This is a genomic window from Maricaulis sp. ABE4_448, from assembly GCF_056160825.1.
Genome location: NZ_JBSWXX010000001.1, coordinates 711925 through 735135 on the forward strand (window position 1 = coordinate 711925; position 23211 = coordinate 735135).

A 23211-nucleotide genomic window follows, 5' to 3' on the forward strand; every position below is an offset into this window, starting at 1 on the left:
TCGCGAACTGATGAAGCGGGGTGTGAGCGAGTATCTGGTGCCGCCGATGACGCCGCTGCACCTGATCCGCACGATCTCCGAGCTCTTTCTTGATCCCGAGCAGCCCTTCGCCGGAAAGTCGATCGCCTTTATCGGATCGAAGGGCGGTGTGGGCTCGTCGACCGTTGCGCATAATTGTGCCTGGGCCCTGACTGAAGGCATCCAGACCGATGCTGTTCTGGTCGACCTTGACCTGTCGTTCGGAACGGCAGGTCTCGACTTCAACCAGGATCCGGCTCAGACGCTGGGCGATGCCCTGGCCGAGCCTGACCGTCTGGACGACGCCCTGCTTGATCGTCTGCTGGTACGCTGTACGGAACGGCTCAGCCTGTTCTCGGCGCCGGCGACGCTGGACAAGGACTGGGAATTTTCGCCGGCCGAATACGAACTCGTGCTCGACAAGGTCCGCCGCCAGGCCCCCTTCATGGCGCTCGACCTGCCACACATCTGGATGCCCTGGGTCAAGCAGACATTGCTCAGCGCCGATCAGGTCGTGGTCACGGTGGCGCCGGACCTGGCATCCCTGCGCAATGCGAAGAACCTGTTTGATCTGATCACCAGTGCGCGTCCGAATGACGAACCGCCGAAAGTCGTGATCAACATGGCCGGCATGCCCAAGCGTCCGGAGATCCCGGTCAAGGACTTCGCTGAAGCGCTGGGCACCCAGCCGGCCCTCGTCCTGCCGTTCGAGCCGCAATTGTTCGGCAAGGCGGCGAATAACGGCCAGATGATCACCGAGCTCGATGCCAAGTCAAAGGCGGCGGAAGGCTTCACCCACCTGGCCGGTCTGGTCAGTGGCAGGGTCAGCGCGCCGCAGCGTTCGCGTTCCCTGTTCGGAAAGATGTTCGGAGGCTAGTCAGCCATGTTCGGCAAGCGCGCCGGAGGTCCCACCGCCCGACCGACAACACCGACCCCGCCGCCGGCGGAGGTCAAGGAGGCGCCTCGCAGCGATGCGGGCGCCGAACGTCGTCGTGCGCCTGCCCCCGCGTCCAAGCCCGCAGCCAAGGCAGCGCCGAAACCGTCTGTTCAGACCTTCCAGGCCCCCAAGCCCTCCAGGCCGGCGGCTGTGACCGCTGCAGCGGCCCGGGCGCGGCCACCCGCCGACAATGGCCGGTCGGAAGAGTATTATGCGATCAAGACGACAATCTTCAACGCGCTGATCGACACGATCGATCTGGGCCAGCTGGCCCGTCTCGACAATGAAACTGCCGCCGAAGAAATCCGCGACATCGTCACCGAGATCATCTCGATCAAGAATGTCGCCATGTCGATCGCGGAGCAGGAAAACCTGCTCCAGGACATCTGCAATGACGTGCTGGGCTTCGGTCCGCTGGAGCCCCTGCTGGCGCGCGACGATATTGCCGACATCATGGTCAATGGCGCCGATGACGTCTTTATCGAGGTGAACGGCAAGGTCGAGCGGACCAATATCCGCTTCCGTGACAATGCCCAGCTGATGAATATCTGTCAGCGGATCGTCAGCCAGGTCGGCCGCCGGGTCGATGAAAGCTCGCCGATCTGTGATGCGCGCCTGATGGATGGCTCGCGTGTCAACGTCATCGCACCGCCGCTGGCGCTGGATGGTCCCACGCTGACCATTCGTAAGTTCAAAAAAGACAAGCTGACGATGAAGAACCTGGTGGAGTTCGCCTCCATCACGCCGGAAGGCGCCAAGGTTCTTGAGATCATCGGCGCCAGCCGCTGCAACGTGCTGATCTCCGGCGGTACCGGTTCGGGCAAGACGACACTCCTGAACTGCATGACCGGCTTCATCGAAGAAGATGAGCGTGTGGTGACCTGCGAGGACGCCGCGGAACTGCAGTTGCAGCAGCCCCACGTCGTGCGCCTGGAAACGCGCCCGCCGAACCTGGAAGGCCAGGGACAGGTGACGATGCGCGATCTGGTGAAGAACTGTCTGCGTATGCGCCCGGAACGAATCATCGTCGGCGAGGTGCGTGGCCCGGAAGCCTTTGACCTCCTGCAGGCGATGAATACCGGCCATGACGGTTCCATGGGCACGCTGCACGCCAACTCGCCGCGCGAAGCGCTGTCGCGCATCGAGTCGATGATCACGATGGGCGGTTACAGCCTGCCGACGCGAACGATCCGCGAGATGATCGTTGGATCGATCGATGTCGTTGTGCAGGCGGCCCGTCTTCGCGACGGCTCGCGGAAGATCACCCACATCACCGAAGTGGTCGGCATGGAAGGCGATGTCATCGTCACCCAGGACCTCTTCCTGTACGAGATCCAGGGTGAGGACGAGCACGGCCAGATCATCGGCCAGCACGCCTCGACCGGTATCGCGCGACCGAAATTCTGGGATCGCGCCCGCTATTTCGGTCTGGAGCGCGAACTCGCCAACGCACTCGATGCAGCGGAGGCCTGACGCATGAATCCGGACATGGCCTTTTTGCTTGCAGCTGTTGCGGCCTTTGTCGCTGTCGGCGGTGTCGGCTGGGTGGCCGTCGGTTCGATGGGCGACGCCCAGTCGAAAAAGCGCATTACCCGGGCGGTGGGCGATGGCCAGCTCGTTCGGGGCAAGCGCCAGACCGCAGCGCTCGATCAGGCGGCCCAGCGTAAACGCCAGGTCCAGGAATCCCTGAAGGACATGGAGCAGCGTCAGCGCGACCAGCGCAAGAAATCGCTGACCATCAAGGCGCGTATCCGCCAGGCCGGCATGTCGTTCTCGCCGAGCGTCTTCTGGATGATCTCGGCCGGAGCCGCGCTCACGGGCGCGCTGGTTGCCTTCATCACGGGTCAGAATCTGCTGGTTCTCGCAGCTATCACGCTGATCAGCGGCTTCGGTCTTCCACGCTGGTGGCTGGGCTTCCTGTGTGGCCGGCGCCAGAAGAAATTCACGGCGGAGTTTGCCAACTCGCTCGACGTAATCACGCGTGGCGTGAAGTCGGGTCTGCCGCTGAACGAGTGTTTGAAGATCCTGGCGACCGAATCGCCGGAACCCGTCCGCACGGAGTTCGAGAAACTGGTCGAGGGGACCGCCGTCGGCGTGACACTGGCGGATGGGCTCGACCGGATGTGCGAACGCATGCCGCTGCCCGAAGTGAATTTCTTTCGCACAGTGCTGGTGATCCAGCAGAAGACCGGCGGCAATCTCGCCGAAACCCTGGGCAATCTCGCCACCGTGCTGCGGTCGCGCAAGATGATGCGCGAGAAGATCAGTGCGCTGTCGTCTGAAGCCAAGTCGTCGGCTTTTATTATCGGGTCGCTGCCGCCGGGCGTGCTGGGCATCGTCTATGCGACGACACCGTCCTATATGAGCCAGATGTTCCAGCATCCCACGGGCCAGCTGATGCTGCTGGGCGGTGCATTCTGGATGTTCCTCGGCATCATGGTCATGCGCGGCATGATCAATTTCAAGATCTGAGGGCGGCATGTTCGGGCTCGACTTCGCCGATATCCGTGACTTCCTGGTCTCGCCGGAAAATCTGCTGATGATGATCTCGGCTGCGCTCGTGTTTGCGACGATTGTCACGCTGGCCGCGCCGGCCATGAACACGAACTCCCTCGACAAGCGGATCAAGGGCGTGCGCAACCGCCGTGAGGAATTGCGCCGCAAGAGCCGTGAGGCGATGGAGCAGTCCGGCCGCAACAGTTCGATCCGGGGTGCCGAAGCCAAGGGCCTGATGCGCAAGGTCGTGGATGCGCTGAACCTGCAGAAGGCCTTCGAGGATCCCGACCTGCAGGACAAGCTGCAGCAGGCCGGTCTGCGCGGCAACAAGCCGGCCGTCGCCTTCTACTTCTTCCGCCTGGCCTCGCCGATCATCCTGTTCGCGGGCACGGCGACCTACGTCTTCATGATCAATGATTTCGGTCTTCCCACGATCACTCGCTGGTGTCTGGCCTTTGGTCTGGGCCTGCTGGGCTATTACGCGCCGAACGTCTATCTCAGGAACGCCGCCCAAAAGCGGCAGCAATCAATCATGGGTGCGTTCCCGGACGCGCTCGACCTGCTTCTGATCTGTGTAGAATCGGGGATGTCGATCGAGGCCGCCTTTCACAAGGTTTCGACCGAGGTTGGGTCCCAGTCCATCGAGCTCGCCGAGGAATTGTCTCTGACGACAGCCGAGTTGTCCTATCTCCAGGACCGGCGGTCCGCCTATGAGAACCTCGGCAAGCGCACCAATCACCCCGGTGTGCGCGCTGTGTGTACCTCCCTGATTCAGGCCGAACGATATGGTACACCGCTCGGACAGGCCCTGCGGGTCATGGCGAAGGAAAATCGCGATATGCGTCTGGCGACGGCCGAAAAGAAAGCCGCCTCGCTGCCGGCCAAGCTGACCGTGCCGATGATTGTGTTCTTCCTGCCGGTTCTGTTCGTTGTCATTCTCGGACCGGCAATTATCCGCTTTAACAGCCTGTAAAAGTTCGTTTTGGCGCGCTATCTGATAGACTCGCCGTACGCTGCACAGGTGGACACAGCCCATGTTTTCGGGCCGCAAGACGGAAGAAGCCATCCGCGAGGATATCCGCGCCGCCGACCGCGCCGTTGGCGAGGCCATGCAGGCCCTGTCGGCTGACGATGTCCCGTCTGCCCGCAAGGCGTTGTCAGCCGCGCCGAAGACCCACTATGCCGATATGGGCTGGAAGGTCGGTCTGGCGACCGCGATGATCGAGCTGAAAGCCGGCAAGCGCCGTGCGGGGCTGCAGCGCCTGGTCACGATATGCGGCCGTCTCGACGACACATCCCTGTCGCGAGACGACAAGAATTATCTCAAGCTCTATGCGCTCTATCGCGGGACCGAAGCGTCGAAGACCGGCCGGGCTCCGACAGAGCTGCGCGACATGGTGGAAGACTTCCGCTTCGATCACACCCTGGTGTCACCCATTCTGCGCAAGGACTTTCCTCTCAAACATGTCGAGGACAATGAGGACGGGCCGCCGCCACCCCCTCCACCGCCGCCTCTGGGCGTTGGCTGACTATCGCGGCAGAAGGCAAGAAAGGCTTTCATCATGGCGCTCGCCGGGGCCGGCACATGAGCCGGGAACACGCCTACACCGCCCGTATCGTCTGGACCGGTGACCGGGGTGAGGGAACGCGGACCTATAAGGGCTATGACCGGACCTGGAATGTGGAGACGCCCGGCAAGCCGGTCGTCCATTGTTCCAACGATCCGCTGCTGGGTGGCGACCCAGGCCTTCCCAACCCGGAAGACATGCTCCTCAGTGCGCTGTCGGCGTGCCACATGCTCTGGTATCTGCACCTCGCCAGTTCGGCGGGGATTGTGGTGACCGGGTATGAGGACAATCCGCACGGGGTGGGCGAAACCCAGCCCGACGGGGCGGGCCGTTTCCTGAGAGCAACGCTGCGGCCGCGAATTTCGGTTGAGCCTGGAACCGATACGGCAAAAGCCGACGCGCTGCACAAGGAGGTGCATCGGTTCTGCTTTATCGCCCGGTCAGTGAACTTCCCGATCGAGTATGACGCTGAATATGTCGAGGGCTGAGGCCTAGTCGGCGCGCACGGCGTCGTAGCGCCGGCGCGATGTCAGCATGGACCGGATATAGGCCATGTTGGCCTCGGCCATTTGCGGCGAGACATCCACGCGTGCCATCGTTTCGGCTTCCTCGAAACGGCCTTGCAGGGCCATGACGAGGGCGAGGTTCTGGCGGATCGTCGGATCGGCGCCCGGGCGGATCATGGCTTCACGCAGCATCCGCTCTGCGGTCTCGGTCTCGCCGGCCGCCATGTAGGACAGCGCGATATTCGACAGGATGGACGGGTTCCCCGGCTCCAGCTCAAGCGCGGCCTGGAAACTGGCCCGCGCGGGGCCGGCCTGGCCGGCCTGTTCCTGAGCAACGCCGAGCGCGTTGAGATATCGCCAATTGCCGGGGTCGATCTGCGTCGTCCGGCGCAGGACTTCCAGACCACCGGCACCGCGTCCGGCGGCAGCCATAGCGCTGCCATAGGCGAACAAGAGCGGTGCGTTATCGGGGTAGAGCGCGAGTGATTGCTGGGCCACTTCGGCTGCTCGGCGGTGATTTCCCAGCTGGCGCAGCGTGCTGGAAAGCTCGGTCGCGGCTTCCAGGTCAGACGGGTTCAGCTCGTGGGCTTCGGCCCAGAATGCGGCCTGGGTCAGGAGGTCCTGGCTGCGGATTGCTTCACGTTCGGTCTGTGAGGCCGGCACAATGGTGTTGGCGTTCATCGTGTCGATGACGGCCTGTTCCTGTTCGGTCGGTGCCGTGGTGGTGGCACAGGCCGAAACGGCAAGGAAGACGAGCGGGGCAAGGGCGTAAATCGGTCGCATGAGACGAATCGGTCAACTGTGGGCGTCTCTTGAATCTGCGCCTGCCCGGTCAAGAATGGGTTAATCGCAGTTCGGCTGCTTGGCGGCATACGGGAAAGGTTGATCATGGCTTCGATATTCGCGTCCGGCGGGACGGCGCTCACCCTGCGGCTCGTAACGGCGGAGGCCAGTGCAGACAGGGTCGCAGCCTTGCCGGAGACGCTGCGTCCCCTGGCGGCCGGTTTCGAAGGCAAGCCCGGCCAGGTCGTGCGCTTTCCTTCCGGCAGTGACAGCGACGCCTGGCTGGGTATCGGTCCCGGCAAGGATGTTTTCGCGATCGGCGCCGCTGCGAAAGCGCTGGCCGGTGGCGATTGGCAGATCGAGGCCTTGCCCGAGGGCTGGGATCCGACCCTGACAGCGACCGCCTGGGCGCTTGGCGGCTACAGTTTCACACTCTACAAGCCCGCAGATCGCGAACCCGCGCGGCTGGTACTGCCCGAGGGCGCCGACGCCGAGGAAGCCGAGGCCGTGGTGCGCGCGGTCACGCTGACACGCGACCTGGTCAACACACCGGCTGACCGGATGGGACCGGAAGGCCTGGAGAATGCATTCCGTTCTCTGGCCGAGCGCTTCGAAGCGACCGTGCGGGTTGTGCGCGGCGACGACCTTCTCGCCCAAAACTATCCGATGATCCATGCGGTCGGACGGGCCGCCGGCGAGGCGCCCCGCCTGCTTGAGCTGGAATGGGGGGAGGAGAGCCATCCGCGCGTTGCCATTGTCGGCAAGGGCGTTTGCTTCGACAGCGGCGGTCTGGATCTCAAGGCAGCCCGGTTCATGCGCCTGATGAAGAAGGATATGGGCGGCGCGGCCAATGCAATGGGACTGGCCAGCATGATCATGGCGGCCGGCCTGCCGGTCCGGCTGCACCTTCTGGTGCCGGCCGTCGAGAATGCTGTCAGTGCCGGCGCCTTCCGTCCGGGCGACATTCTCACATCGCGCAAGGGCATCACCGTCGAGGTGGACAATACCGATGCAGAAGGCCGGCTTGTGCTCGCCGATGCGCTGACGCGGGCGACCGAGGAGGAGGTGGATCTACTGCTCGACTTCGCGACGCTGACCGGTGCGGCGCGCGTTGCGCTGGGCCCGGAAGTGGCGCCCTTCTATACCGATCAGGACGATCTGGCCGCCGATCTCGCCGGGGCCGCGGTGAAAGTGTTCGACCCGGTCTGGCGCATGCCGCTGTGGGATGGCTATGAAGGCGATATCGAGGGCGAGATCTCCGACATCGTGAACTCGACCGTCATGCCGATGGCGGGATCGATCACGGCCGGTCTCTTTCTGCGCCGGTTCGTCGGCGATGCAGCCTGGATGCATTTTGACATCTTTGCCTGGAATCCCAAGGAGCGTCCGGGACGGCCCAAGGGCGGCGACATGCATGCCGCACGCGCCGTTTACCAAATGCTCAAGGAGCGCTTTCAGAGTTAGCCGCGGCCCCTTCGGGGCGATTCGCAGGCTGAACGGGAGCGTGCCAGATGGCATCCCAGGCGATGACATCGCTTGAAATGATGCGCCGTGTGTCGGCGGACGCGTTGCAAGGCGAAACGGCGGACCTCACGGCCCGCCAGTTTGCGCTGCTGCTGTCGATCTTCATGCAGCCGGGCCCCCATGCTGTGCGGGACCTGTCGCGCTCCCTCGGCCTGCCGAAACCGGCCGTGACACGGGCTCTGGACGTGCTCGAGCGCCAGGGTTTTGTGCGCCGCAAGCGCGACCGTGATGACAAGCGCGACGTCTCGGTGCATCGCACTGTCAAAGGCGCCGTCTTCCTGTACGATTATGGTGAACGTGTTGCCGTCCGTGCCGAGGAAACCCGCACATGTCCCACCTGGATCCCCGCCTCACGCCCGCCAGGCCCGATCTCGCGGCCGCCCATCTGAAGGGGCAGGTCGAAGCGGCGCGCTTCGTGGAGCCGACTGACCATCAAGCCGTGATCGCTGCCGCGCCGGTCCGCCGGGCGCCCGCGCCGGACGGCGCCATGGACGATCAGGTGCTGGCCGGCGAAGTTTTCGCGGTTCTGGATGCGCGCGATGGCTGGGGGTGGGGCTTCTCCCGCGCCGGTGGCTATGTCGGATGGGTCGACCTTGCCGGCTTTTCCACAACGGTTCATCAGCCAGACCGGCGTATCACCGCATTGCGCACCTATGCCTTTTCCAAGCCGGACATCAAATCGGCCCCGCGCCACCTGCTCAGCCTGAACGCGCTGGTTTCGACGGGCGCGCGTGAGGGCCGCTTCGTCGAGGCCGAGGGGCTGGGCTGGGTCGTCGAGGCCCATACCGGCGCTCCGGACGATCATGCCGGTGATTTCGTGGCGGTGGCCGAGAGCTTTCTTGCAGCACCCTATCTCTGGGGTGGCAAGGAGAGCCTGGGGTTGGACTGTTCCGGTCTCGTGCAGATGGCGCTCCGCGCTGCGGGCATCGATGTGCCGCGGGATGCGGATCAGCAGGAAGCCGCGCTGAAGGCCGCCTGGCCGGACGTCACCGGTGATGAGACACGCGCGCGCGGTGATATCGTCTTCTGGCCGGGCCATGTCGGGATCATGGTCGACTCGGAACACCTGTTGCACGCCAATGCCGGTTTCATGGATGTGACGCTGGAGCTTTTCTCGGAAGCCGAAGCGCGGATCCGGGAGAAGGAAAACCCGGTCCGCACGATCGTCCGTCCTGTCTGATACCTGGCGGGAGAGACAGCCGGCACAAAAAAAAGGCCCGGGTCAGATGACCCGGGCCTTCTTTGTTCGTGTCGGAGGTGGGCCTAGTGGCCGCCCTCCTGGGGTTCTTCACCGGCAGCAGCCTCATCGTCTCCGGCCGGTGCGGGGTCTTCACCTTCAGGTGCCATCTCTGCAGCCTGCTCGCCGGCCTCTTCAGCCATGTCGCCCATGGCTTCGCCGGCCTGTTCGGCCATATCGGAGACGTCTTCCGTCAGTTCGCTCTCTTCCGGCAGCGGGTCCGGGAAGGGCAGCGGGTTGTCCGACAGGCTGTGCAGATAGGCGATCAGGTCGAAGCGCTGGGCTTCGTCGCTGAGACCACGGAAGGACATCGCCGTACCCGGAGCATAGGAGGCCGGGCTCTCGATGAAGTGGTTCAACGCCTCATAGGTCCACTCACCTTCCAGGGCTTCAAGAGCGCCGGAGTAGGAGAAGCCGGCATGGGCCGCGATATCGGCGCCCACAACACCCCAGAGATTCGGGCCGACGCCGTTGGAGCCGCCTTGCTCGAAGGTGTGGCAAGCGGCACAGCGGCGCGCGACGCGTTCACCGTTGGAGATATCCGCATTGGCCAGCAGGAGGCCGTAATCGGTGGGGCCTTCCTCGACCGGTTCGGCTTCACCGCCGCCCGATTCGATTGCAGCCCAGTCAACCGGATACGAGGTGTTCTCGTCGGTCAGTTCGTGCGCGCCGTGCGAGGGAACCAGCAGGTGCCCAAGCTCGGTAATGGCCATCACAGCCAGCACTGCGCCGATCAGGACACCGGCCACCTTGTTCCAGAAGAGATCGCCCATGGACGCCCCCAAAATTAGTCAGGTCGAAAATCGTGGCCGTGTTTGGCATGCGCTGCGCGGACAGGCAACAGTCCAGCGCGTTCTTGTGCATGCGTTAACACGACGCATGACCGCAGGCTTGCAGGATTTTCATGTAACGGAAAGACCAAAAATCGCAGTTCGCGCGTTGGTACAGGGCGAGCCGGGTGCAGCCGGGAATGCCTGACAGGCGGATCATGACGGGGAGGGCATGGTGCCGGTCAGACGGTCTGCAGACGGACGGCTTGAAACCCCTGAAGCCCGTTCCCAGCTGTGGGACGGGCTGGGACCCCGCAACTGGCGCAACGACGCCATGTATAGAGTAAGGTTGATAAAAATGCTGCGTACCCTTTCCCTCGCCTCCCTTTCCATCCTTGCGCTCACGGCCGGTGCAACGGCCCAGCAGGGTGAGTTCCGCCTCGGCGGCGGTTATGAGCGCTTCGACTTCGACGATATCGATGTGGACACGGCCGTTGTTCGCGGTGGCTATGATTTCAATCGCTTCTTCGGCGTTGAGGGCCAAGCCAATATCGGCATCAACGATGAGTCGGTGACGGTGGCCGGCCTGACCGGCGATGTCGGTCTCGACTATTCGCTCGGCGCGTTCGGCGTCGTGCGCCCCTGGTCGAACGAGCAGGCCAGTGTCTTCCTGCGCGGCGGTTACACCACCACCGAGTTCGATGCCGATATTGCCGGTCTGAACTATGACGGCAGCGATGAGGCTTGGGCGTTCGGCGTCGGTGGCGAGTGGTTCTTCGCCGGCGACAACGGTGTGCGCCTCGACTACACGCGCTACGATTATGATGATGGCGGCGAGGCCGACACCTATGGTGTTTCCTACGTCCGTCGTTTCGGCGGCTAATTCACGCCGGGAACTGCATCGAAAGCAAAAAAGGCCGCGCCCGCCGGGTGCGGCCTTTTTCTTTCATTGCGGACACGTAATCGAGATGAACGCCGCGTTCAGCCCGGGCTCACGCACCCGGCGGCAATTTCCACGTGCGAGGGCATCAAATGCGAGGAAATACAAAATGTTCAGAGTGCTGAGTGCGTGCGTGCTGGCATGGGCGGGTCTGGCTGCGGCCGGTCACGCGCAATCCGCTGACAATGGCTTCAATCTGTCGGCGGGCTATAGCCGTATCGATCTCGAGAATTTCGATCTCGGCGCAGCAACGATTCGCGGCGGCTATGATTTCAACCGCTATCTCGGCGTCGAGGCCCAGCTCGATATCGGCATCAATGGCGATGATACCAATGCCTGCCCTGTGGATGCTGTGTGCATCGCCGCGATTTCGAAGCTGGACCTGGAATACTCCGTCGGTGCGTTTGCAGTCGGACGTTTTCCGGTCACCGACAGTTTCAGCGTTTTCGGCCGTCTGGGTTATGTGACGACCGAGTTCGACGCCAATTTTGCCTATGGCGGTTCCACGGATGACCAGGCCATCGCCTGGGGTGTCGGTGCCCAGTATGAGCTGTGGGAAAATGGCGCGGTCCGGTTCGATTATACCCGGACCGATTATGACGATTTCGGTGAGGCCGACAGTTTCGGCCTGTCCTATGTCCATCGTTTCGGCGGCTGATAGCCGGCTCCGGAACGCTGCGAAAATGAACGGGAGCTGCGATGCGGCTCCCGTTTTCTTTTGACCGGTCTTCGAGGGCGGAGACGGCGGTCCCGTTCGGGTGTGATGTGGTTGTGGTATTGCGCCATAAGGGCTGCATATGTGCCCCCTATATGCCGCAAGCATGTGACGCCGCGTCCCTTTTTGCCGGATGCCTCAGATCTTCCCGTCGACCCAGAGCTCGGCGAGGCGCCGGGCGATCGCGATCGAGGGCGGCATCGCGACCTCGGGATGTGTCCCGGCCAGCATGTCGCGGACATCGTCCCGCGAGAACCAGCGCGCGTCCTCCAGCTCGTGGGCATCGATGCTCAGCGTGGCGTCGAGCACAGGCGCGACCAGGCCCACCATCAGCGAAGAGGGAAAGGGCCAGGGCTGGGCCATGACATAGCGGGTGGCGGCGATGTCGGCGGTCACGCCGGATTCTTCCTTCAGTTCGCGCGCGCAGGCCTCTTCCAGCGTCTCGGCCGGTTCGACAAAACCGGCGAGGGCCGACCACATCCCCTCCGGCCAGCTGGCCTGCCGTCCCAGGAGGCAGCGCTCGCCGTCTGTGGCCAGCATGATCACGACGGGGTCGACACGCGGGAAGTGTTCCGCGCCGCAGCTGTCGCAACTGCGGCGATTGCCACCCGAGCGCATGCGGGTCGGCTGGCCGCAATTGGCGCAGAAACCGTGCCGGTCGTGCCAGGCCAGGATGGATTTGGCATAGCCGTAGATTGTGGCCTCGTCGGACGAGAGGCCCATGGCAGCGCGCCGGGCGTCCAGGCGCATCGTGCCCTCCGGCTCCGGGGCATCGGTCTCCAGCTGGGCGGCAAAACAGGGCGAGCCGCGATAATGGCCCAGGAAGACGCGCGGTCCCGTTGTCGCCAGGGCGGGCAGCTCGTCCGGCCGGAACCAGAAAATGGCGCCCTCCGGCGACAGCAGCGGATCGCCCGCCTGCAGCACCATCCACCAGCCCTCATCGCCCTCCATCAGCGCGTCCAGCCTTGCCTCGTCGCGTCTGAGAACTTCACCGCGGTCCAGCGGAGCGCCGGCGAAAACGAGCGGGGCAGTGTCGGCGAGCAGGGTTCTGTCATTCATCGGGAGATGTCCGGTCAGCGGCTTTGCAGGCTTAGCCGCATGCGGCGCAGGCATCAATCGGACAGTGCGGGCATCCGGACGGCTCACGGGGCCGTGCATTGCAGGGCACGGCCCATTTGTTGCTTGCATTTGCGAATGAGTCGCAATTATGGTCGGGGAGGAGGTGTCGAAATGGATCCAAAATCGCAACGATCGTCAGCCGTGTGTGCCCATCATGCCCAGATGGCTGTGCGCGACTGGCTGGAGACCCAGGCGCGGGTGACGGGATACTGGCGTGACGTCCTGCTGTCCTCGGGCGGCAGCGAGGAACTCATCGCCGTGCTCGATCATCATGCCGACGTGCTCGCGGCGGCGGCCCGGCTGGACAGTGCCGACCCCGTCTTCGCGCACTAGCCCGGGCTTGCCGGCACTGAGGGGAACCGCCGGGCCGCTGCAACGTTCCAACGGGAACAAGGCAGAGGCGCGCTGCTCAAGGCGGCGTTCGGTGGTGTGGGAACAGTCAGGCGGATACTTGTTTTTGCGGCAATCCTGACCGCCGCCCTCGCGGTGATGGTGGCGGGCGGATTGTGGTTCCTCTCGTCGCCGGATCGGGTCACCGGCCTTGTCGAGGCACGTCTGACAGCCCTGACGGGGCGCTCGGTGCGGCTGGAGCAAGCCTGGGTCAGTCCCGGTCTGAAGCCGGTGCTCCATCTGCGCCAGCTCGAGATCGAACAAGCGGGATCGGCGGAAACCCTTGATCTCCATCTCGACCCGGCCGGGATCTTTCCGGGACGGCAATTGCTAGCCTTTGTCAGTATTGACGAGGCCGCCTTCACCTATCGCATGCGGGGGCGTGACGGGTCTGGTGGTGGCCTGCCGGGCTATCTCTCCACTGTGCGCGATGTGGACATCACGCAATTGCGGCTGCGCATACAGCGGCCGGGGCGCGATCCGGCCCTGCTGATTGTCACCGAGGCGCGGGGCAATCTCGCCAGCGGCGACTTCCGGCTCACCGCGGCTGGCGGGCGGTCGGTGCTGCATCTCAACGGGTCGGCCGAAGGCCTGTCGCTGGACGGGTTTTCCGGCGAGATGGAGATGCACGGGCGCAACTTCGCCGAGCTGGCGGCGATTTTCGGCCTGTCGGCACCGGATACGCCGCCCTTCTCGCTGTATGGAGACGTCGCCCACGAAGAGGGTATCTGGACGTTCAGCCCCTTCAACGGTCTGGTCGGCGATTCCGATCTGGCCGGCACCATGTCGGCGGACTTCGGACGGCCGCGCCCGCGGCTGACGGCGGACCTCACTTCCGACAATCTCGATTTTGACGATCTGGGCGTGGTGATCGGCGCGCCCTCGGACATTGAGCGGACAACTGCCAATGACGAACAGGAAGCGGCGAACCGGGCCTATGCGTCCAGCGGACGCCTGATTCCGAATGCGCGTCTGGATACCACGCGCGTGCGCACTGCCGATGCCCGGGTGCACTTTACTGCCCGCAATGTGCAGGCCGGTGCCGTACCGCTGAGCGCGATGGAGATCGTTTTCGAACTGGACAATGGCGTGATGACCTTCGAGCCGCTGGCCTTCCGGACGGAAGACCGGGGGCGTTTGACCGCCTATGCAACGATCGACGCCCGCACAGACACGGTGCGCACAGAGGCCGAAGGCGAGCTGGACGGGTTCGATCTGGCCTCGATCGGCAATGGAGAACTGGCCCGGGGCCAGATGCATGTTGCCTTCGCGCTGGCCATGACGGGGGCGGACCTGCGAACTGCCTTTGCCTCGGCCGATGGCGAGATTACCGCGCAGGTGGCGCCGGGAGCCCGGATCCGTCATCTCGCGGTCGAGGGCGCCGGCCTCGATGTCGGCGAGATCCTGCTGCTGCGGCTGTCGGAAGACGAGGCCGATCCCGGCTTCATTCCCGTGAACTGCGCCGGCGGCGTGTTCCGCGCCCGCAACGGCCGGCTTCAGGCGGAAACCGTCCTCGTCGACACCGATGACAGTGTCGTCGCGCTCGATGGCGAGGTCTCGCTGGCGACTGAGCGGCTGGCGCTCGCTGTCGCCGCGGAGGCGAAGGATGTCTCCTGGGGCAATCTGCTGGGCGGTGTTGCCGTGAACGGAACCCTGCGCAATCCCGAAATCGATGTCGATGCGGCGCCCTCGGTGTTGCAGGGCGTGCTGGCGGGGCTTCTGGGCAGTGCGGCGGGTCCGCTGGCGGTGCTTCCCTTCACCGAACTCGGCCTGGGCGAGGCGGTATCCTGCGACAGCCTGCCGGGGCCGCCGGCCGGGTGAGGGCAAGGCGAAAAAGGCTGCAGGCCGCGGCTTGCATGACGCTGTCCGGCGGGCGATATAGGGGGCGGAAGGCCGGCGGTGGACGGGCACCTCGCCAACCCGGTCAGGTCCGGAAGGAAGCAGCCGTAACGAGTTTCGTCCGGGTCGCTGTCCGGTCTTCCACGCGCAATCGCGCCGCCCGGCTCGGGGGACGCCCCCGGGACAGGGTCTGTCAGCCGCAGCCAGAAGAGCCCTCATGGACGATACGCCGCTCCCAGCTGACGACACCGCAGCGGGCGAAGCGTTGATGCCGGGTCTCGACTTGCCGCAGACGGTGCCGGACCCGGGCTACCAGGTCCTCGCCCGCAAATACCGCCCGTCGAAATTCGAGGATCTGATTGGCCAGGACGCCATGGTGCGCACCCTGACCAATGCTTTCGCGGCCGGCCGGATCGCCCATGCCTACATGCTCACCGGCGTGCGCGGCATCGGCAAGACGACGACGGCACGCCTGATTGCCCGCGCGCTCAATTATGAAACCGATACGGCCGACGGACCGGCGATGACGCTGTCCGAACCGGGCCGCCATTGCGAGGCCATTGCGCGGTCCGCGCATGTCGACGTGATGGAGATGGACGCCGCCTCGCGCACCGGCGTCAATGATATCCGCGAGATCCTCGACGGTGTGCGCTATGCGCCGGTCTCCGCGCGCTACAAGGTCTACATCATCGACGAGGTCCACATGCTGTCGACCTCGGCCTTCAATGCGCTTTTGAAGACGCTCGAGGAACCGCCCGAGCACGCCAAATTCATTTTCGCGACGACCGAGATCCGCAAGGTGCCGGTGACGGTGCTGTCGCGCTGCCAGCGTTTCGATCTCAAGCGGATCGACCGCGAGGTTCTGACCGATCATCTGACACGCATTTGCGGCCTGGAAAACGCGTCCGTCGATCGCGAGGGTCTGTCCCTGATCGCGCGTGCCGCCGAGGGCTCTGTGCGCGATGCGCTGTCCCTGCTGGACCAGGCGATCGTGCAGGGCAGCGAGGAGACCGGCCCGGTCACCGCGCCTCAGGTGCGCGACATGCTGGGCCTGGCCGACCGGGCCCGCGTGCTCGACCTGCTCGAACAGGCCCTGTCGGGCAAGACGGCGGATGCGCTGGAAGAGATCGGCGCGCTCTACGATGCCGGCGGCGATCCGGTGGTGATCACGCGCGACCTGCTCGACTATGTCCATGCCCTTTCGCGGGTGAAGGCGGCCGGTCCCGGCGCCGATCTGGGCGAAGCGGCCGACACGGTCCAGCGCATTGCCGGACTGGCGGAAAAACAGTCCCTTGCCCAGCTGACCCGGCTCTGGAAAATCCTGCTGACGGGGCTCGATGATGTGCGCAATGCGCCGGACGCGCTGGCCGCGGCCGAGATGACGGTGCTGCGCCTGGCGGCCGCGGCCTCGCTGCCGCCGCCCGAAGAGGCCGCGCGCATCCTGGCCGGGCATCCGCCCGCCGCGCGCAGCGAAACGCCAGCCGCCCCGCCCGCTTCTCCGGCCGGGGAGGCGCCGGGAAAGCCTGAGCCGGCGTCACAAGCGCCGGCGCATGCTGCCCGCCCTGCCACGCCGGTCGCGCCTGCCGAGGCCGAAAGCGAACTGCCAGGCCCCCGGACGTTCGAGGCCCTGATCGCGCTGCTGCGCGAGAAGCGTGACATCGCCCTGCAGTCGGATGTCGAGCGCTATGTGCGGCCCGGTGCCTTCCGGCCGGGCTCCTTCACCTTCCAGCCGGTCGAGGATTATCCGCCGGATCTGGCCCAGCGGCTGGCCAAGCGGCTGCAGGAATGGACCGGCGCGCGCTGGGCGATCCTGGCCGATCATGAAGTGCGGGGCGGGGAAACCTGGGCGGAACGCCGCCGGCGCGAGGCCGAGGAAAAGCTGGAGCGCGCCCGCCAGGATCCCGCTGTGGCGGAGGCCTTGCGTCTCTTCCCGGGCGCAGAGATTGTCGCCGTGCGCGAGGCGCCGGCCGCCGACGGCGATGCAGACGAGAAGACAACGGAGAGACGGGCATGAAAGACCTGATGGGCCTGATGAAACAGGCGCAGGCCATGCAGCAGAAAATGGCCGAAGCCCAAGCCAGGCTCGACGAGGCCGAGGTGACCGGTGAGGCCGGTGCCGGTCTGATCGCGATGACGATGACCGCCAAGGGCGATCTCAAGCGCGTCTCCATCGACAAGAGCCTGATCGATCCGGACGAGCCGGAAATCCTGGAAGACCTGATCCTGGCGGCCCATGCCGATGCCCGGCGCAAGGCCGAGGTGCGCCAGCAGGAAGTCCTCAAGGAAGCGGCCGGCGGCCTGGACCTGCCGCCCGGCATGAATCTGCCGTTTTAGGCATGGGAGGCGGGACACGTGCCCCGGGTGCGCGTCCCTCAGACAGATCGAGACCTTCTGATGCGCACCGCTTCTGCCGGCCCGGAAATCGAGCGACTGATCACCCTGCTGGCCAAGCTGCCGGGGCTGGGGCCGCGTTCGGCCCGGCGCGCCGCACTGCACCTGCTGGGCAAGCGCGATGGCGTGATGCGCCCGCTGGCGGATGCGCTGGCCGATGCCGCCGACAAGATCCGCGCCTGCTCGACCTGCGGCAATCTCGATGTGACCGACCCGTGTGCGGTCTGCGCCGCGCCGAACCGCGCGGAGAAGGAAATCTGCGTCGTGGAGACGGTCGGCGATCTGTGGGCGCTGGAACGGGCCGGGGCCTTCAAGGGGCGCTATCATGTTCTCGGTGGTGTGCTGTCGGCCCTCGACGGCGTGCGCCCGGACGATCTCAATATTGCCAAGCTGATCGAGCGGGCGAGCGACGAGGCGGTGACGGAAATCGTTCTGGCGCTCAACGCCACGGTCGACGGGCAGACCACGGCCCACTATCTGGCCGACAAGCTGGAGCCCTGCGGTGTGTCGGTCACCTCGCTGGCGCGCGGTGTGCCGGTGGGTGGTGAGCTCGACTATCTCGACGACGGCACGCTGGCGGCGGCCTTCCGCAGCCGGTCTTCCGTCTGATTGCATTTTGCAACGGCGCAAATCGGCCTATCTCCGAAGTCGTGATCTTCGAGGAGGCGGTAGTTTGATCCAGGATGAGGCACGGCTGACGCGGAAGGGCTTCGTGCTCTTCTTTTGCTCTGGCCTGTTCATGATGTCGCTGGTCATCGCAGCGCTGACAGCGATCAAGGTACATGAAGTCGCTCTGGGCCCGTTCAGCGTACTGGTGCCCGCGGGGACGCTGGCCTTCTGTCTGACCTATCTGGCGACCGATGTGATCAGCGAGGTCTGGGGGCGTGGCTATGCCCTGGCCGTCGTGCTGAGCGGCGTTGTCCTGCGCGTGGTGATGACGCTGCTGATCCTCTACGCCATCTATCTGGAGGATATGGTCGGCTTTGTCAGTAATGCCGCCAGCTGGACCGCGGATCGCGAAGCGGCCTTTGTGGCGCTTTATTCCTCGGCGAACCGGATCAATCTGGCGGGGTTGGCGGCGTTTGGCGTGAGTGCCTTGGCCGATGTGCTGATCTTCCACCATTTCCGCCGGCGCGATGCCGGGCGCAACCGGCTCTGGTTGCGCAACAATTTGTCGACCATGGTCTCGCAAGTGCTCAATTCGACCATCTTCATCACGGCAGCCTTTGGCGGCTTGATGCCCTGGCCGGCCATCGCAAGCCTGATCCTGGGGCAGGTACTGGTGAAAATCGCCATGGCCGCGTTCGACACGCCGCTGGTCTATCTGTTGCGCAATATCGCGGAAGGCCGCTCGCTGACCGATATGCGGGGCTAGCCGCAGCGGCGGCCGCCCGGTCAGGGGATGACCGGATCCAACCGCAGCACGCTGCCTTCCAGATCATCCGTCAGCAGGTAAAGATGCCCGTCCGGACCGGACTGTACGTCGCGGATCCGGTCGCCGCGCTCTGTCAGAAGCTGCTCCTCGGAAATGATCCGGTCACCTTCGACCTCGTAGCGCACCAGCATCGAGCCGGCGAGGGCGCCGACAAACAGATCGCCCTGCCATTCGGGAAACTCCGTGCCCTCATAGAAGGCCATGCCCGAGGGGGCGATCGAGGGTACCCAGTACCACAGCGGCTGTTCCATGCCCTCGGCCGCCCGGGCGTCGGAGACCGGCGTGCCATTGTAGTTGATGCCGTAGGTGATGGCCGGCCAGCCATAATTCAGGCCGGGGCGGATATCATTGATCTCGTCGCCGCCGCGGGGCCCGTGCTCATGCGCCCAGATGGCGCCGGTCTGCGGGTTGCGGGCAATGCCCTGCACATTGCGGTGGCCATAGCTCCAGATTTCCGGCTGGGCGCCATTGGCGCTGACATAGGGATTGTCGAAGGGGACCGTGCCGTCATCATTCAGGCGCACGATCGTGCCCAGATGATTGTCCAGATTCTGGGCTTCCTCGAAATACTGGGCGCCTTCGCCCAGGGTGAGCAGCAGGGTGCCGTCGTCGAGGAACAGGATGCGGCCGCCGAAATGATAGCCGCGCTGCTTGTCGAAATTGACGCGGAACAGGGGTTCCACCTCGTCCAGCCTGCTTCCATCCTCGCTCAGCTGGCCGCGGGCGAGTGCGGTGTGATTGGCGCGGGATGTGCCTTCAGCATAAGCGAAATAGACCCAGCGGTTCTCCGCGAATTCCGGGTGCAGGGCCAGTCCGAGAAGCCCGCCCTGATTGTCGACCAGGATGTCCGGCAGACCCTCGACCGGCGCTTCGCGCAGCGTGCCGTCATCAATATAGCGCAGACCGCCCTCGCGTTCGGTGACCAGCATGTCGCCGTCCGGCAGGAAGGCCAGGGACCAGGGGAATTCCAGGCCGGTCGCGACGGTCTCGACGCGGAAATCGGCCTGTTCGGTCTCGTGGATCGTGTCTTGCGCCATTGCCGGTCCCGACAGGACGGCAAGGGCGAGCCCGGCGGCAGCAACGCGCATGCTCATCTCCCTTATTGCCGGACCAATCTAGGGCGATGCGGAGCATGAATGAAGAGGCGGGTGCGGCTAGAGCGAGATCGATCCGGCAAAGCTGGCCAGACGGGGGGCGAGGCGCGGCTGGAAGGCGCTGACCTGGGACCAGCGGCGGCGCAGGCGTGCCGGCATCTCGGCAAGGGCACCCGGCATCAGGCCGGCTGCCTTCTCGGCAATCTCCCAGCTGCGGATCGCGGTCGAGGCGAGGCCGGGCACCAGGACGCGGCCCTGATCCAGCGGCACTTCATAGCTGGCATAGTATTTCTTGTAGTGCAGGCCGCCGCGGCCCAGATCGAGGCGCTCGACGCCATGTTCCGCCGCCTGTTCGAACAGGCCGTGCAGCAGGAGGAGGCCCGGCGAATAGCGGGCCAGTTCCGGATCATAGGCCGGGAACCAGGAATGATAGACGCCGCCGGCGCTGAGGCCGAACTCGACGGCGGCCAGCCGGTCGCCGAACCAGAGCGAGGCGGTCAGCCCCGAGAAGTCCGCCGTATCGAGCGTGCGCAGATCGTTCAGGGTCTCGCGCACCCAGCCAATGCCGAACACATTCAGCTTGCCGGTCGTCTCGTACTGGGTCTGCTTCCAGGCATCCAGCTGGGCAAAGGCGCTGCCATCGGCATCGCCGATCACGACGCGCGCCGGGCCGATATCGCGCTCGGCCGCGCGCTGGCGCCGGGCGGTCTTGCGGAAATGGTCGCGGTATTCGGCGCGTCGGGCGGCAAAATAGGCATCGGAACCGCCGGCCAGATCGACCATCACCGATCCGTCGCGGCTACGGCGGGCGCGGTCGCAGCCGCCCCGGGCGCAATGCCAGTTGTCGAACACCATGGCAGAGCCGCCGCAGGCGCGCACGATCCGCTCGAGCGGGATCTGCACGTCCGGCCGGGCGATCACGCCCTGGTAATCGCTCATCGGTGCCCCGACCGGGCGGATGACGCCGTCATGGGCGACATGGTGCGGGAAGAAGCCGGCGATCTCGCCATCCTGTTCCACAATCGCAATGCGGACGTCGGAACGCGCGCGGGCAATCGCGGCGGTGAACTCGTAATGAAAATAGGGGCTGATCAGGCGCCCCTGCGGGGCCGCCCAGGCGTTCCATTTCGCGACCAGCTCGCCGGTCATGTCTCCGATTGAAACGATACGCACGCGCATGCACGCTCTCCCACATCCCTTGCCCGTCAGGATGCAGGATCGGGGCCGTTTTCCCCTCCTGCGCGAACAGGGCTGCCGTCTGGCGGGTGACAGCTTCTGTCGTGGCGGGCCGGCGTTGTGGCGGGACATGACCGACTCACGCAGAATGAGCTGCAAAGACAAGGCGACCCCATGATGCTGACCGAAATCGCTCCGGAAACCTGGCTCCTGCTTGGCGGGCTGGCGCTCGTCATCCTGCTGCTGGCCGTATTGCTCTTCCGGCGGCCGAAGGCGCAAGACGGGTTTGCCGCCGACCAGGCCGAAACCCTGCGGGCCGAGCGCGATCAATGGCGCGAAACCGCGGAGCAGCGCGCGACCGAAGCCGTCGAGGCACGCGAGAAGCTGGCGCGTCTGGAAAGCGTGCGCGAGGAGCGCGACCGCCTGCTCAAACAGTCCGAGGAATTGCGGGCCGAGCGGGACCGGCTGGCGTCCGACTTTGCCAGTCTGAAATCCGAGCACGACGCCACGCAGCGCCATCACGGCGAAAAGCTCGCCGAGCTCGACAAGGCGCGCGAGCGGCTGAGCGAACAATTCAAGCTTACCGCAAACGAGATCCTCAAGGCGTCGGGTGCCGAGCTGAACAAGCAGAGCACGGAAAACCTGCAGACCCTGCTCAACCCGCTGCGCGAGCAGTTGAAGGATTTCCGCGAGAAGGTCGAGAAAGACGCGACCGAGCGCTCCGGTCATGCCGGCGAGATCAAGCAATTGATGGAAACGGTGCGCAAGGACGCGCATCAGATGTCCGAGGACGCCAAGAACCTGGCCAATGCGCTGCGCTCTTCGTCCAAGGTGCAGGGCGATTGGGGCGAGATGGTGCTGGCCACCATCCTGGAACGCGCCGGGCTGCGGGAGAACGAGCACTATTTCACCCAGCAGACCGAGCGGAATGATGACGGCGCGCTGCTGCGGCCGGACGTAATCGTGGAAATGCCGGGCGAACACCGGCTGGTGATCGACTCCAAGGTCTCTCTGGTCGCCTTCGAACGCTGCGTCAATGAAGAGGACGAGACCGCGCGCAAGACGGCGCTGAAACAGCACATCGCCTCTGTGCGCGCCCATATCAAGGCGCTGGGCGAGAAGGATTACGCAAGTCTCTACCCGGGGGTGAACTTCACCCTCATGTTCGTGCCGCTCGAGGGCGCGGCCTCGCTGGCGCTGCAGAACGATCCGGAACTGTCCAGCTATGCCTGGGACCGCAATGTGATGATCGCCACGCCGACCACGCTGATGATGGCCATGCGCACGGTGGGCAATCTGTGGACGATCGACCGGCAGAACCGCCACGCCATCGATATCGCCGACCGCGCCGGCGCGCTTTACGACAAGTTCGAGGGCTTCGTGTCGGACCTGGAAACCGTCGGCAAGCGGATCGATGGTGCAAAGGATGCCTGGTCGGCCGCCAAGGGCAAGCTGGTCGAGGGGCGGGGCAATCTGGTACGCCAGGCCGAGATGCTCAAGACGCTGGGGGCGAATGCCCGCAAGGCCCTGCCGAGCGAGTATCTCGACGCCGCCGGGCTGGACGAGGATGACGCGTCCGGCGAGGCGCCTGCCTTGGCTGCGCCGGAAACGGCGTCAGAAGCGGCGAATTCTTGAACCGTTAAGCCGCTGCGACTATTTTAGGGGCATGGCTATACGTGACATTCTTACCGTCCCGGACCCGCGTCTGAAGGAAGTCTCCCAACCGGTCGACCGGGTGGATGACGAGCTCCGTGCGTTGATGGACGACATGCTGGACTCGATGTACGCGGCCGACGGCATCGGTCTCGCCGCGATCCAGATCGGTGTGCCCAAGCGCGTGATCGTGATGGATCTGGCCGGTTCCGACGAGGAGCCGCAGCCGCGCTATTTCGTCAATCCGGTCCTGTCCGACCCGTCCGACACGCTACGTCCCTATGAGGAAGGCTGCCTGTCGGTGCCGGCCGTGTTCGACGAGGTCGAGCGTCCCGACCGCATCCGCGTGCAATATCTCGACTATGACGGGAATGAGCGCGACGAGATCGCCGAGGGCATGTTCGCCGTGTGCATCCAGCACGAAATGGACCACCTGGAAGGCATTCTCTTCATCGACTACCTCTCGCGCCTGAAGCGGCAGCGGGCGGTGCAGAAGGTGAAGAAAGCCGAAAAAGACAAGTCCCGCGACGCGGCTTAGGGGCTGGTTCTTTTCCGCTCAGATCGGTGTTTTCCCCCGCTCCCCGGCCCTCTCCCCAAGGAGAGGGGGGGTGTTTTGCGTC

24 protein-coding genes, 1 other RNA gene and 1 pseudogene are annotated in these 23211 nt (G+C 64.8%); 21 read left to right on the forward strand and 5 right to left on the reverse strand.

Translation table 11 applies throughout. The features are described 5' to 3' along the window. Positions 1 to 46: 46 nt before the first annotated feature. The 6 genes and pseudogenes from ACXAJV_RS03395 to ACXAJV_RS03420 all read left to right on the forward strand — a co-directional run. Positions 47 to 550: pseudogene (locus ACXAJV_RS03395) on the forward strand (CpaE/TadZ family protein); the annotation flags it as partial. A 351-nt stretch (positions 551 to 901) separates the two neighbouring features. Next, positions 902 to 2428, forward strand: coding sequence for a CpaF family protein (locus ACXAJV_RS03400; RefSeq protein WP_475081929.1), 1527 nt, complete (start codon positions 902 to 904; stop codon positions 2426 to 2428). 3 nt (positions 2429 to 2431) lie between these two features. Further along, positions 2432 to 3427 (forward strand): type II secretion system F family protein, encoded by a 996-nt coding sequence (locus tag ACXAJV_RS03405; protein WP_475081932.1) that lies wholly within the window; start codon positions 2432 to 2434, stop codon positions 3425 to 3427. Positions 3428 to 3434: 7 nt separating this feature from the next. Continuing rightward, a complete protein-coding gene (locus tag ACXAJV_RS03410) occupies positions 3435 to 4424 on the forward strand; it encodes a type II secretion system F family protein (RefSeq protein WP_475081934.1) in 990 nt (329 codons plus the stop codon). Between the two features lie 61 nt (positions 4425 to 4485). After that, positions 4486 to 4980, forward strand: a complete 495-nt coding sequence (locus tag ACXAJV_RS03415; RefSeq protein ID WP_475081936.1) for a hypothetical protein — start codon at positions 4486 to 4488, stop codon at positions 4978 to 4980. A 56-nt stretch (positions 4981 to 5036) separates the two neighbouring features. Further along, entirely contained in the window at positions 5037 to 5507 is a 471-nt protein-coding gene (locus ACXAJV_RS03420) for an OsmC family protein (RefSeq protein WP_475081938.1), read from the forward strand. A gap of 3 nt (positions 5508 to 5510) precedes the next feature. On the opposite strand, the gene ACXAJV_RS03425 is transcribed toward ACXAJV_RS03420, so the two are convergent. Beyond that, positions 5511 to 6308 (reverse strand): tetratricopeptide repeat protein, encoded by a 798-nt coding sequence (locus ACXAJV_RS03425; RefSeq protein WP_475081940.1) that lies wholly within the window; start codon positions 6306 to 6308, stop codon positions 5511 to 5513. Between the two features lie 105 nt (positions 6309 to 6413). On the opposite strand from ACXAJV_RS03425, the gene ACXAJV_RS03430 reads away from it, so the two are divergent. From ACXAJV_RS03430 to ACXAJV_RS03440, 3 genes are read left to right on the forward strand one after another with little or no spacing between them, the layout of a single operon-like run. Beyond that, positions 6414 to 7772, forward strand: a complete 1359-nt coding sequence (locus tag ACXAJV_RS03430; protein WP_475081942.1) for a leucyl aminopeptidase family protein — start codon at positions 6414 to 6416, stop codon at positions 7770 to 7772. Between the two features lie 47 nt (positions 7773 to 7819). Further along, positions 7820 to 8221, forward strand: a complete 402-nt coding sequence (locus ACXAJV_RS03435; protein WP_475081944.1) for a MarR family transcriptional regulator — start codon at positions 7820 to 7822, stop codon at positions 8219 to 8221. Then, a complete protein-coding gene (locus tag ACXAJV_RS03440) occupies positions 8161 to 9012 on the forward strand; it encodes a C40 family peptidase (RefSeq protein WP_475081946.1) in 852 nt (283 codons plus the stop codon). The genes ACXAJV_RS03435 and ACXAJV_RS03440 overlap by 61 nt, the downstream gene beginning before the upstream one ends. Positions 9013 to 9095: 83 nt before the next feature. On the opposite strand, the gene ACXAJV_RS03445 is transcribed toward ACXAJV_RS03440, so the two are convergent. Next, positions 9096 to 9842 (reverse strand): c-type cytochrome, encoded by a 747-nt coding sequence (locus tag ACXAJV_RS03445; RefSeq protein WP_475081949.1) that lies wholly within the window; start codon positions 9840 to 9842, stop codon positions 9096 to 9098. Here ACXAJV_RS03445 and ACXAJV_RS03450 point away from each other — a divergent pair. The 3 genes from ACXAJV_RS03450 to ACXAJV_RS03460 all read left to right on the forward strand — a co-directional run bounded on the left by ACXAJV_RS03450 (position 9841) and on the right by ACXAJV_RS03460 (position 11437). Further along, positions 9841 to 10047, forward strand: coding sequence for a hypothetical protein (locus ACXAJV_RS03450; protein WP_475081951.1), 207 nt, complete (start codon positions 9841 to 9843; stop codon positions 10045 to 10047). The genes ACXAJV_RS03445 and ACXAJV_RS03450 overlap by 2 nt on opposite strands. 150 nt (positions 10048 to 10197) lie before the next feature. Further along, a complete protein-coding gene (locus ACXAJV_RS03455; RefSeq protein WP_475081953.1) occupies positions 10198 to 10722 on the forward strand; it encodes a porin family protein in 525 nt (174 codons plus the stop codon). Between the two features lie 166 nt (positions 10723 to 10888). Next, complete coding sequence (locus ACXAJV_RS03460; protein WP_475081955.1) at positions 10889 to 11437, forward strand: porin family protein; 549 nt, start codon at positions 10889 to 10891, stop codon at positions 11435 to 11437. 195 nt (positions 11438 to 11632) lie between these two features. Here ACXAJV_RS03460 and nudC read toward each other — a convergent pair whose 3' ends face one another. Next, entirely contained in the window at positions 11633 to 12553 is a 921-nt protein-coding gene (nudC, locus tag ACXAJV_RS03465; protein ID WP_475081957.1) for an NAD(+) diphosphatase, read from the reverse strand. Positions 12554 to 12724: 171 nt separating this feature from the next. Between nudC and ACXAJV_RS03470 the strand changes: the two genes are divergently transcribed. The 7 genes from ACXAJV_RS03470 to ACXAJV_RS03500 all read left to right on the forward strand — a co-directional run bounded on the left by ACXAJV_RS03470 (position 12725) and on the right by ACXAJV_RS03500 (position 18608). Next, positions 12725 to 12946: a hypothetical protein gene (locus ACXAJV_RS03470; RefSeq protein ID WP_475081959.1), complete on the forward strand. Its 222-nt coding sequence runs from the start codon at positions 12725 to 12727 to the stop codon at positions 12944 to 12946. A gap of 96 nt (positions 12947 to 13042) precedes the next feature. Next, positions 13043 to 14824 carry an AsmA family protein gene (locus tag ACXAJV_RS03475; RefSeq protein WP_475081962.1) on the forward strand — a complete coding sequence of 594 codons (1782 nt, stop codon included), beginning with the start codon at positions 13043 to 13045 and terminating at the stop codon, positions 14822 to 14824. Positions 14825 to 14891: 67 nt separating this feature from the next. Continuing rightward, positions 14892 to 14987, forward strand: an RNA gene (gene ffs / locus ACXAJV_RS03480) — signal recognition particle sRNA small type. Positions 14988 to 15059: 72 nt separating this feature from the next. Next, entirely contained in the window at positions 15060 to 16856 is a 1797-nt protein-coding gene (locus ACXAJV_RS03485; protein ID WP_475081964.1) for a DNA polymerase III subunit gamma/tau, read from the forward strand. Further along, positions 16853 to 17176 (forward strand): YbaB/EbfC family nucleoid-associated protein, encoded by a 324-nt coding sequence (locus tag ACXAJV_RS03490; RefSeq protein ID WP_291884709.1) that lies wholly within the window; start codon positions 16853 to 16855, stop codon positions 17174 to 17176. The genes ACXAJV_RS03485 and ACXAJV_RS03490 overlap by 4 nt, the downstream gene beginning before the upstream one ends. A gap of 60 nt (positions 17177 to 17236) precedes the next feature. Further along, complete coding sequence (recR, locus tag ACXAJV_RS03495; protein ID WP_475081968.1) at positions 17237 to 17842, forward strand: recombination mediator RecR; 606 nt, start codon at positions 17237 to 17239, stop codon at positions 17840 to 17842. A 64-nt stretch (positions 17843 to 17906) separates the two neighbouring features. Beyond that, complete coding sequence (locus tag ACXAJV_RS03500; protein ID WP_475081970.1) at positions 17907 to 18608, forward strand: queuosine precursor transporter; 702 nt, start codon at positions 17907 to 17909, stop codon at positions 18606 to 18608. Positions 18609 to 18628: 20 nt separating this feature from the next. Here the strand turns inward: ACXAJV_RS03500 and ACXAJV_RS03505 are convergent, their stop codons facing one another. Together ACXAJV_RS03505 and ACXAJV_RS03510 are read right to left on the reverse strand one after the other, a co-directional pair. Next, a complete protein-coding gene (locus tag ACXAJV_RS03505) occupies positions 18629 to 19756 on the reverse strand; it encodes a PQQ-dependent sugar dehydrogenase (RefSeq protein WP_475081972.1) in 1128 nt (375 codons plus the stop codon). Positions 19757 to 19822: 66 nt separating this feature from the next. After that, positions 19823 to 20941, reverse strand: coding sequence for a GNAT family N-acetyltransferase (locus ACXAJV_RS03510; RefSeq protein ID WP_475081974.1), 1119 nt, complete (start codon positions 20939 to 20941; stop codon positions 19823 to 19825). A gap of 171 nt (positions 20942 to 21112) precedes the next feature. On the opposite strand from ACXAJV_RS03510, the gene ACXAJV_RS03515 reads away from it, so the two are divergent. Next, complete coding sequence (locus ACXAJV_RS03515; RefSeq protein WP_475081976.1) at positions 21113 to 22573, forward strand: DNA recombination protein RmuC; 1461 nt, start codon at positions 21113 to 21115, stop codon at positions 22571 to 22573. A gap of 31 nt (positions 22574 to 22604) precedes the next feature. Further along, positions 22605 to 23129: a peptide deformylase gene (gene def, locus ACXAJV_RS03520; RefSeq protein ID WP_348509316.1), complete on the forward strand. Its 525-nt coding sequence runs from the start codon at positions 22605 to 22607 to the stop codon at positions 23127 to 23129. Positions 23130 to 23211 lie beyond the last annotated feature (82 nt).

What these genes read in the sequence shown, in the direction of transcription:
- ACXAJV_RS03400 (WP_475081929.1), top strand. Translation starts at nt 902, where the DNA reads ATGTTCGGCAAGCGCGCCGGAGGTCCCACCGCCCGACCGACAACACCG.
- ACXAJV_RS03435 (WP_475081944.1), top strand. Translation starts at nt 7,820, where the DNA reads ATGGCATCCCAGGCGATGACATCGCTTGAAATGATGCGCCGTGTGTCG.
- ACXAJV_RS03445 (WP_475081949.1), bottom strand. Translation starts at nt 9,842, where the DNA reads ATGGGCGATCTCTTCTGGAACAAGGTGGCCGGTGTCCTGATCGGCGCA.
- ACXAJV_RS03460 (WP_475081955.1), top strand. Translation starts at nt 10,889, where the DNA reads ATGTTCAGAGTGCTGAGTGCGTGCGTGCTGGCATGGGCGGGTCTGGCT.
- ACXAJV_RS03490 (WP_291884709.1), top strand. Translation starts at nt 16,853, where the DNA reads ATGAAAGACCTGATGGGCCTGATGAAACAGGCGCAGGCCATGCAGCAG.
- def (WP_348509316.1), top strand. Translation starts at nt 22,605, where the DNA reads ATGGCTATACGTGACATTCTTACCGTCCCGGACCCGCGTCTGAAGGAA.
- ACXAJV_RS03515 (WP_475081976.1), top strand. Translation starts at nt 21,113, where the DNA reads ATGATGCTGACCGAAATCGCTCCGGAAACCTGGCTCCTGCTTGGCGGG.
- ACXAJV_RS03470 (WP_475081959.1), top strand. Translation starts at nt 12,725, where the DNA reads ATGGATCCAAAATCGCAACGATCGTCAGCCGTGTGTGCCCATCATGCC.
- ACXAJV_RS03505 (WP_475081972.1), bottom strand. Translation starts at nt 19,756, where the DNA reads ATGCGCGTTGCTGCCGCCGGGCTCGCCCTTGCCGTCCTGTCGGGACCG.
- ACXAJV_RS03440 (WP_475081946.1), top strand. Translation starts at nt 8,161, where the DNA reads ATGTCCCACCTGGATCCCCGCCTCACGCCCGCCAGGCCCGATCTCGCG.
- ACXAJV_RS03510 (WP_475081974.1), bottom strand. Translation starts at nt 20,941, where the DNA reads ATGCGCGTGCGTATCGTTTCAATCGGAGACATGACCGGCGAGCTGGTC.
- nudC (WP_475081957.1), bottom strand. Translation starts at nt 12,553, where the DNA reads ATGAATGACAGAACCCTGCTCGCCGACACTGCCCCGCTCGTTTTCGCC.
- ACXAJV_RS03430 (WP_475081942.1), top strand. Translation starts at nt 6,414, where the DNA reads ATGGCTTCGATATTCGCGTCCGGCGGGACGGCGCTCACCCTGCGGCTC.
- ACXAJV_RS03425 (WP_475081940.1), bottom strand. Translation starts at nt 6,308, where the DNA reads ATGCGACCGATTTACGCCCTTGCCCCGCTCGTCTTCCTTGCCGTTTCG.
- ACXAJV_RS03405 (WP_475081932.1), top strand. Translation starts at nt 2,432, where the DNA reads ATGAATCCGGACATGGCCTTTTTGCTTGCAGCTGTTGCGGCCTTTGTC.
- ACXAJV_RS03420 (WP_475081938.1), top strand. Translation starts at nt 5,037, where the DNA reads ATGAGCCGGGAACACGCCTACACCGCCCGTATCGTCTGGACCGGTGAC.
- ACXAJV_RS03410 (WP_475081934.1), top strand. Translation starts at nt 3,435, where the DNA reads ATGTTCGGGCTCGACTTCGCCGATATCCGTGACTTCCTGGTCTCGCCG.
- ACXAJV_RS03455 (WP_475081953.1), top strand. Translation starts at nt 10,198, where the DNA reads ATGCTGCGTACCCTTTCCCTCGCCTCCCTTTCCATCCTTGCGCTCACG.
- ACXAJV_RS03485 (WP_475081964.1), top strand. Translation starts at nt 15,060, where the DNA reads ATGGACGATACGCCGCTCCCAGCTGACGACACCGCAGCGGGCGAAGCG.
- recR (WP_475081968.1), top strand. Translation starts at nt 17,237, where the DNA reads ATGCGCACCGCTTCTGCCGGCCCGGAAATCGAGCGACTGATCACCCTG.
- ACXAJV_RS03415 (WP_475081936.1), top strand. Translation starts at nt 4,486, where the DNA reads ATGTTTTCGGGCCGCAAGACGGAAGAAGCCATCCGCGAGGATATCCGC.
- ACXAJV_RS03450 (WP_475081951.1), top strand. Translation starts at nt 9,841, where the DNA reads ATGGACGCCCCCAAAATTAGTCAGGTCGAAAATCGTGGCCGTGTTTGG.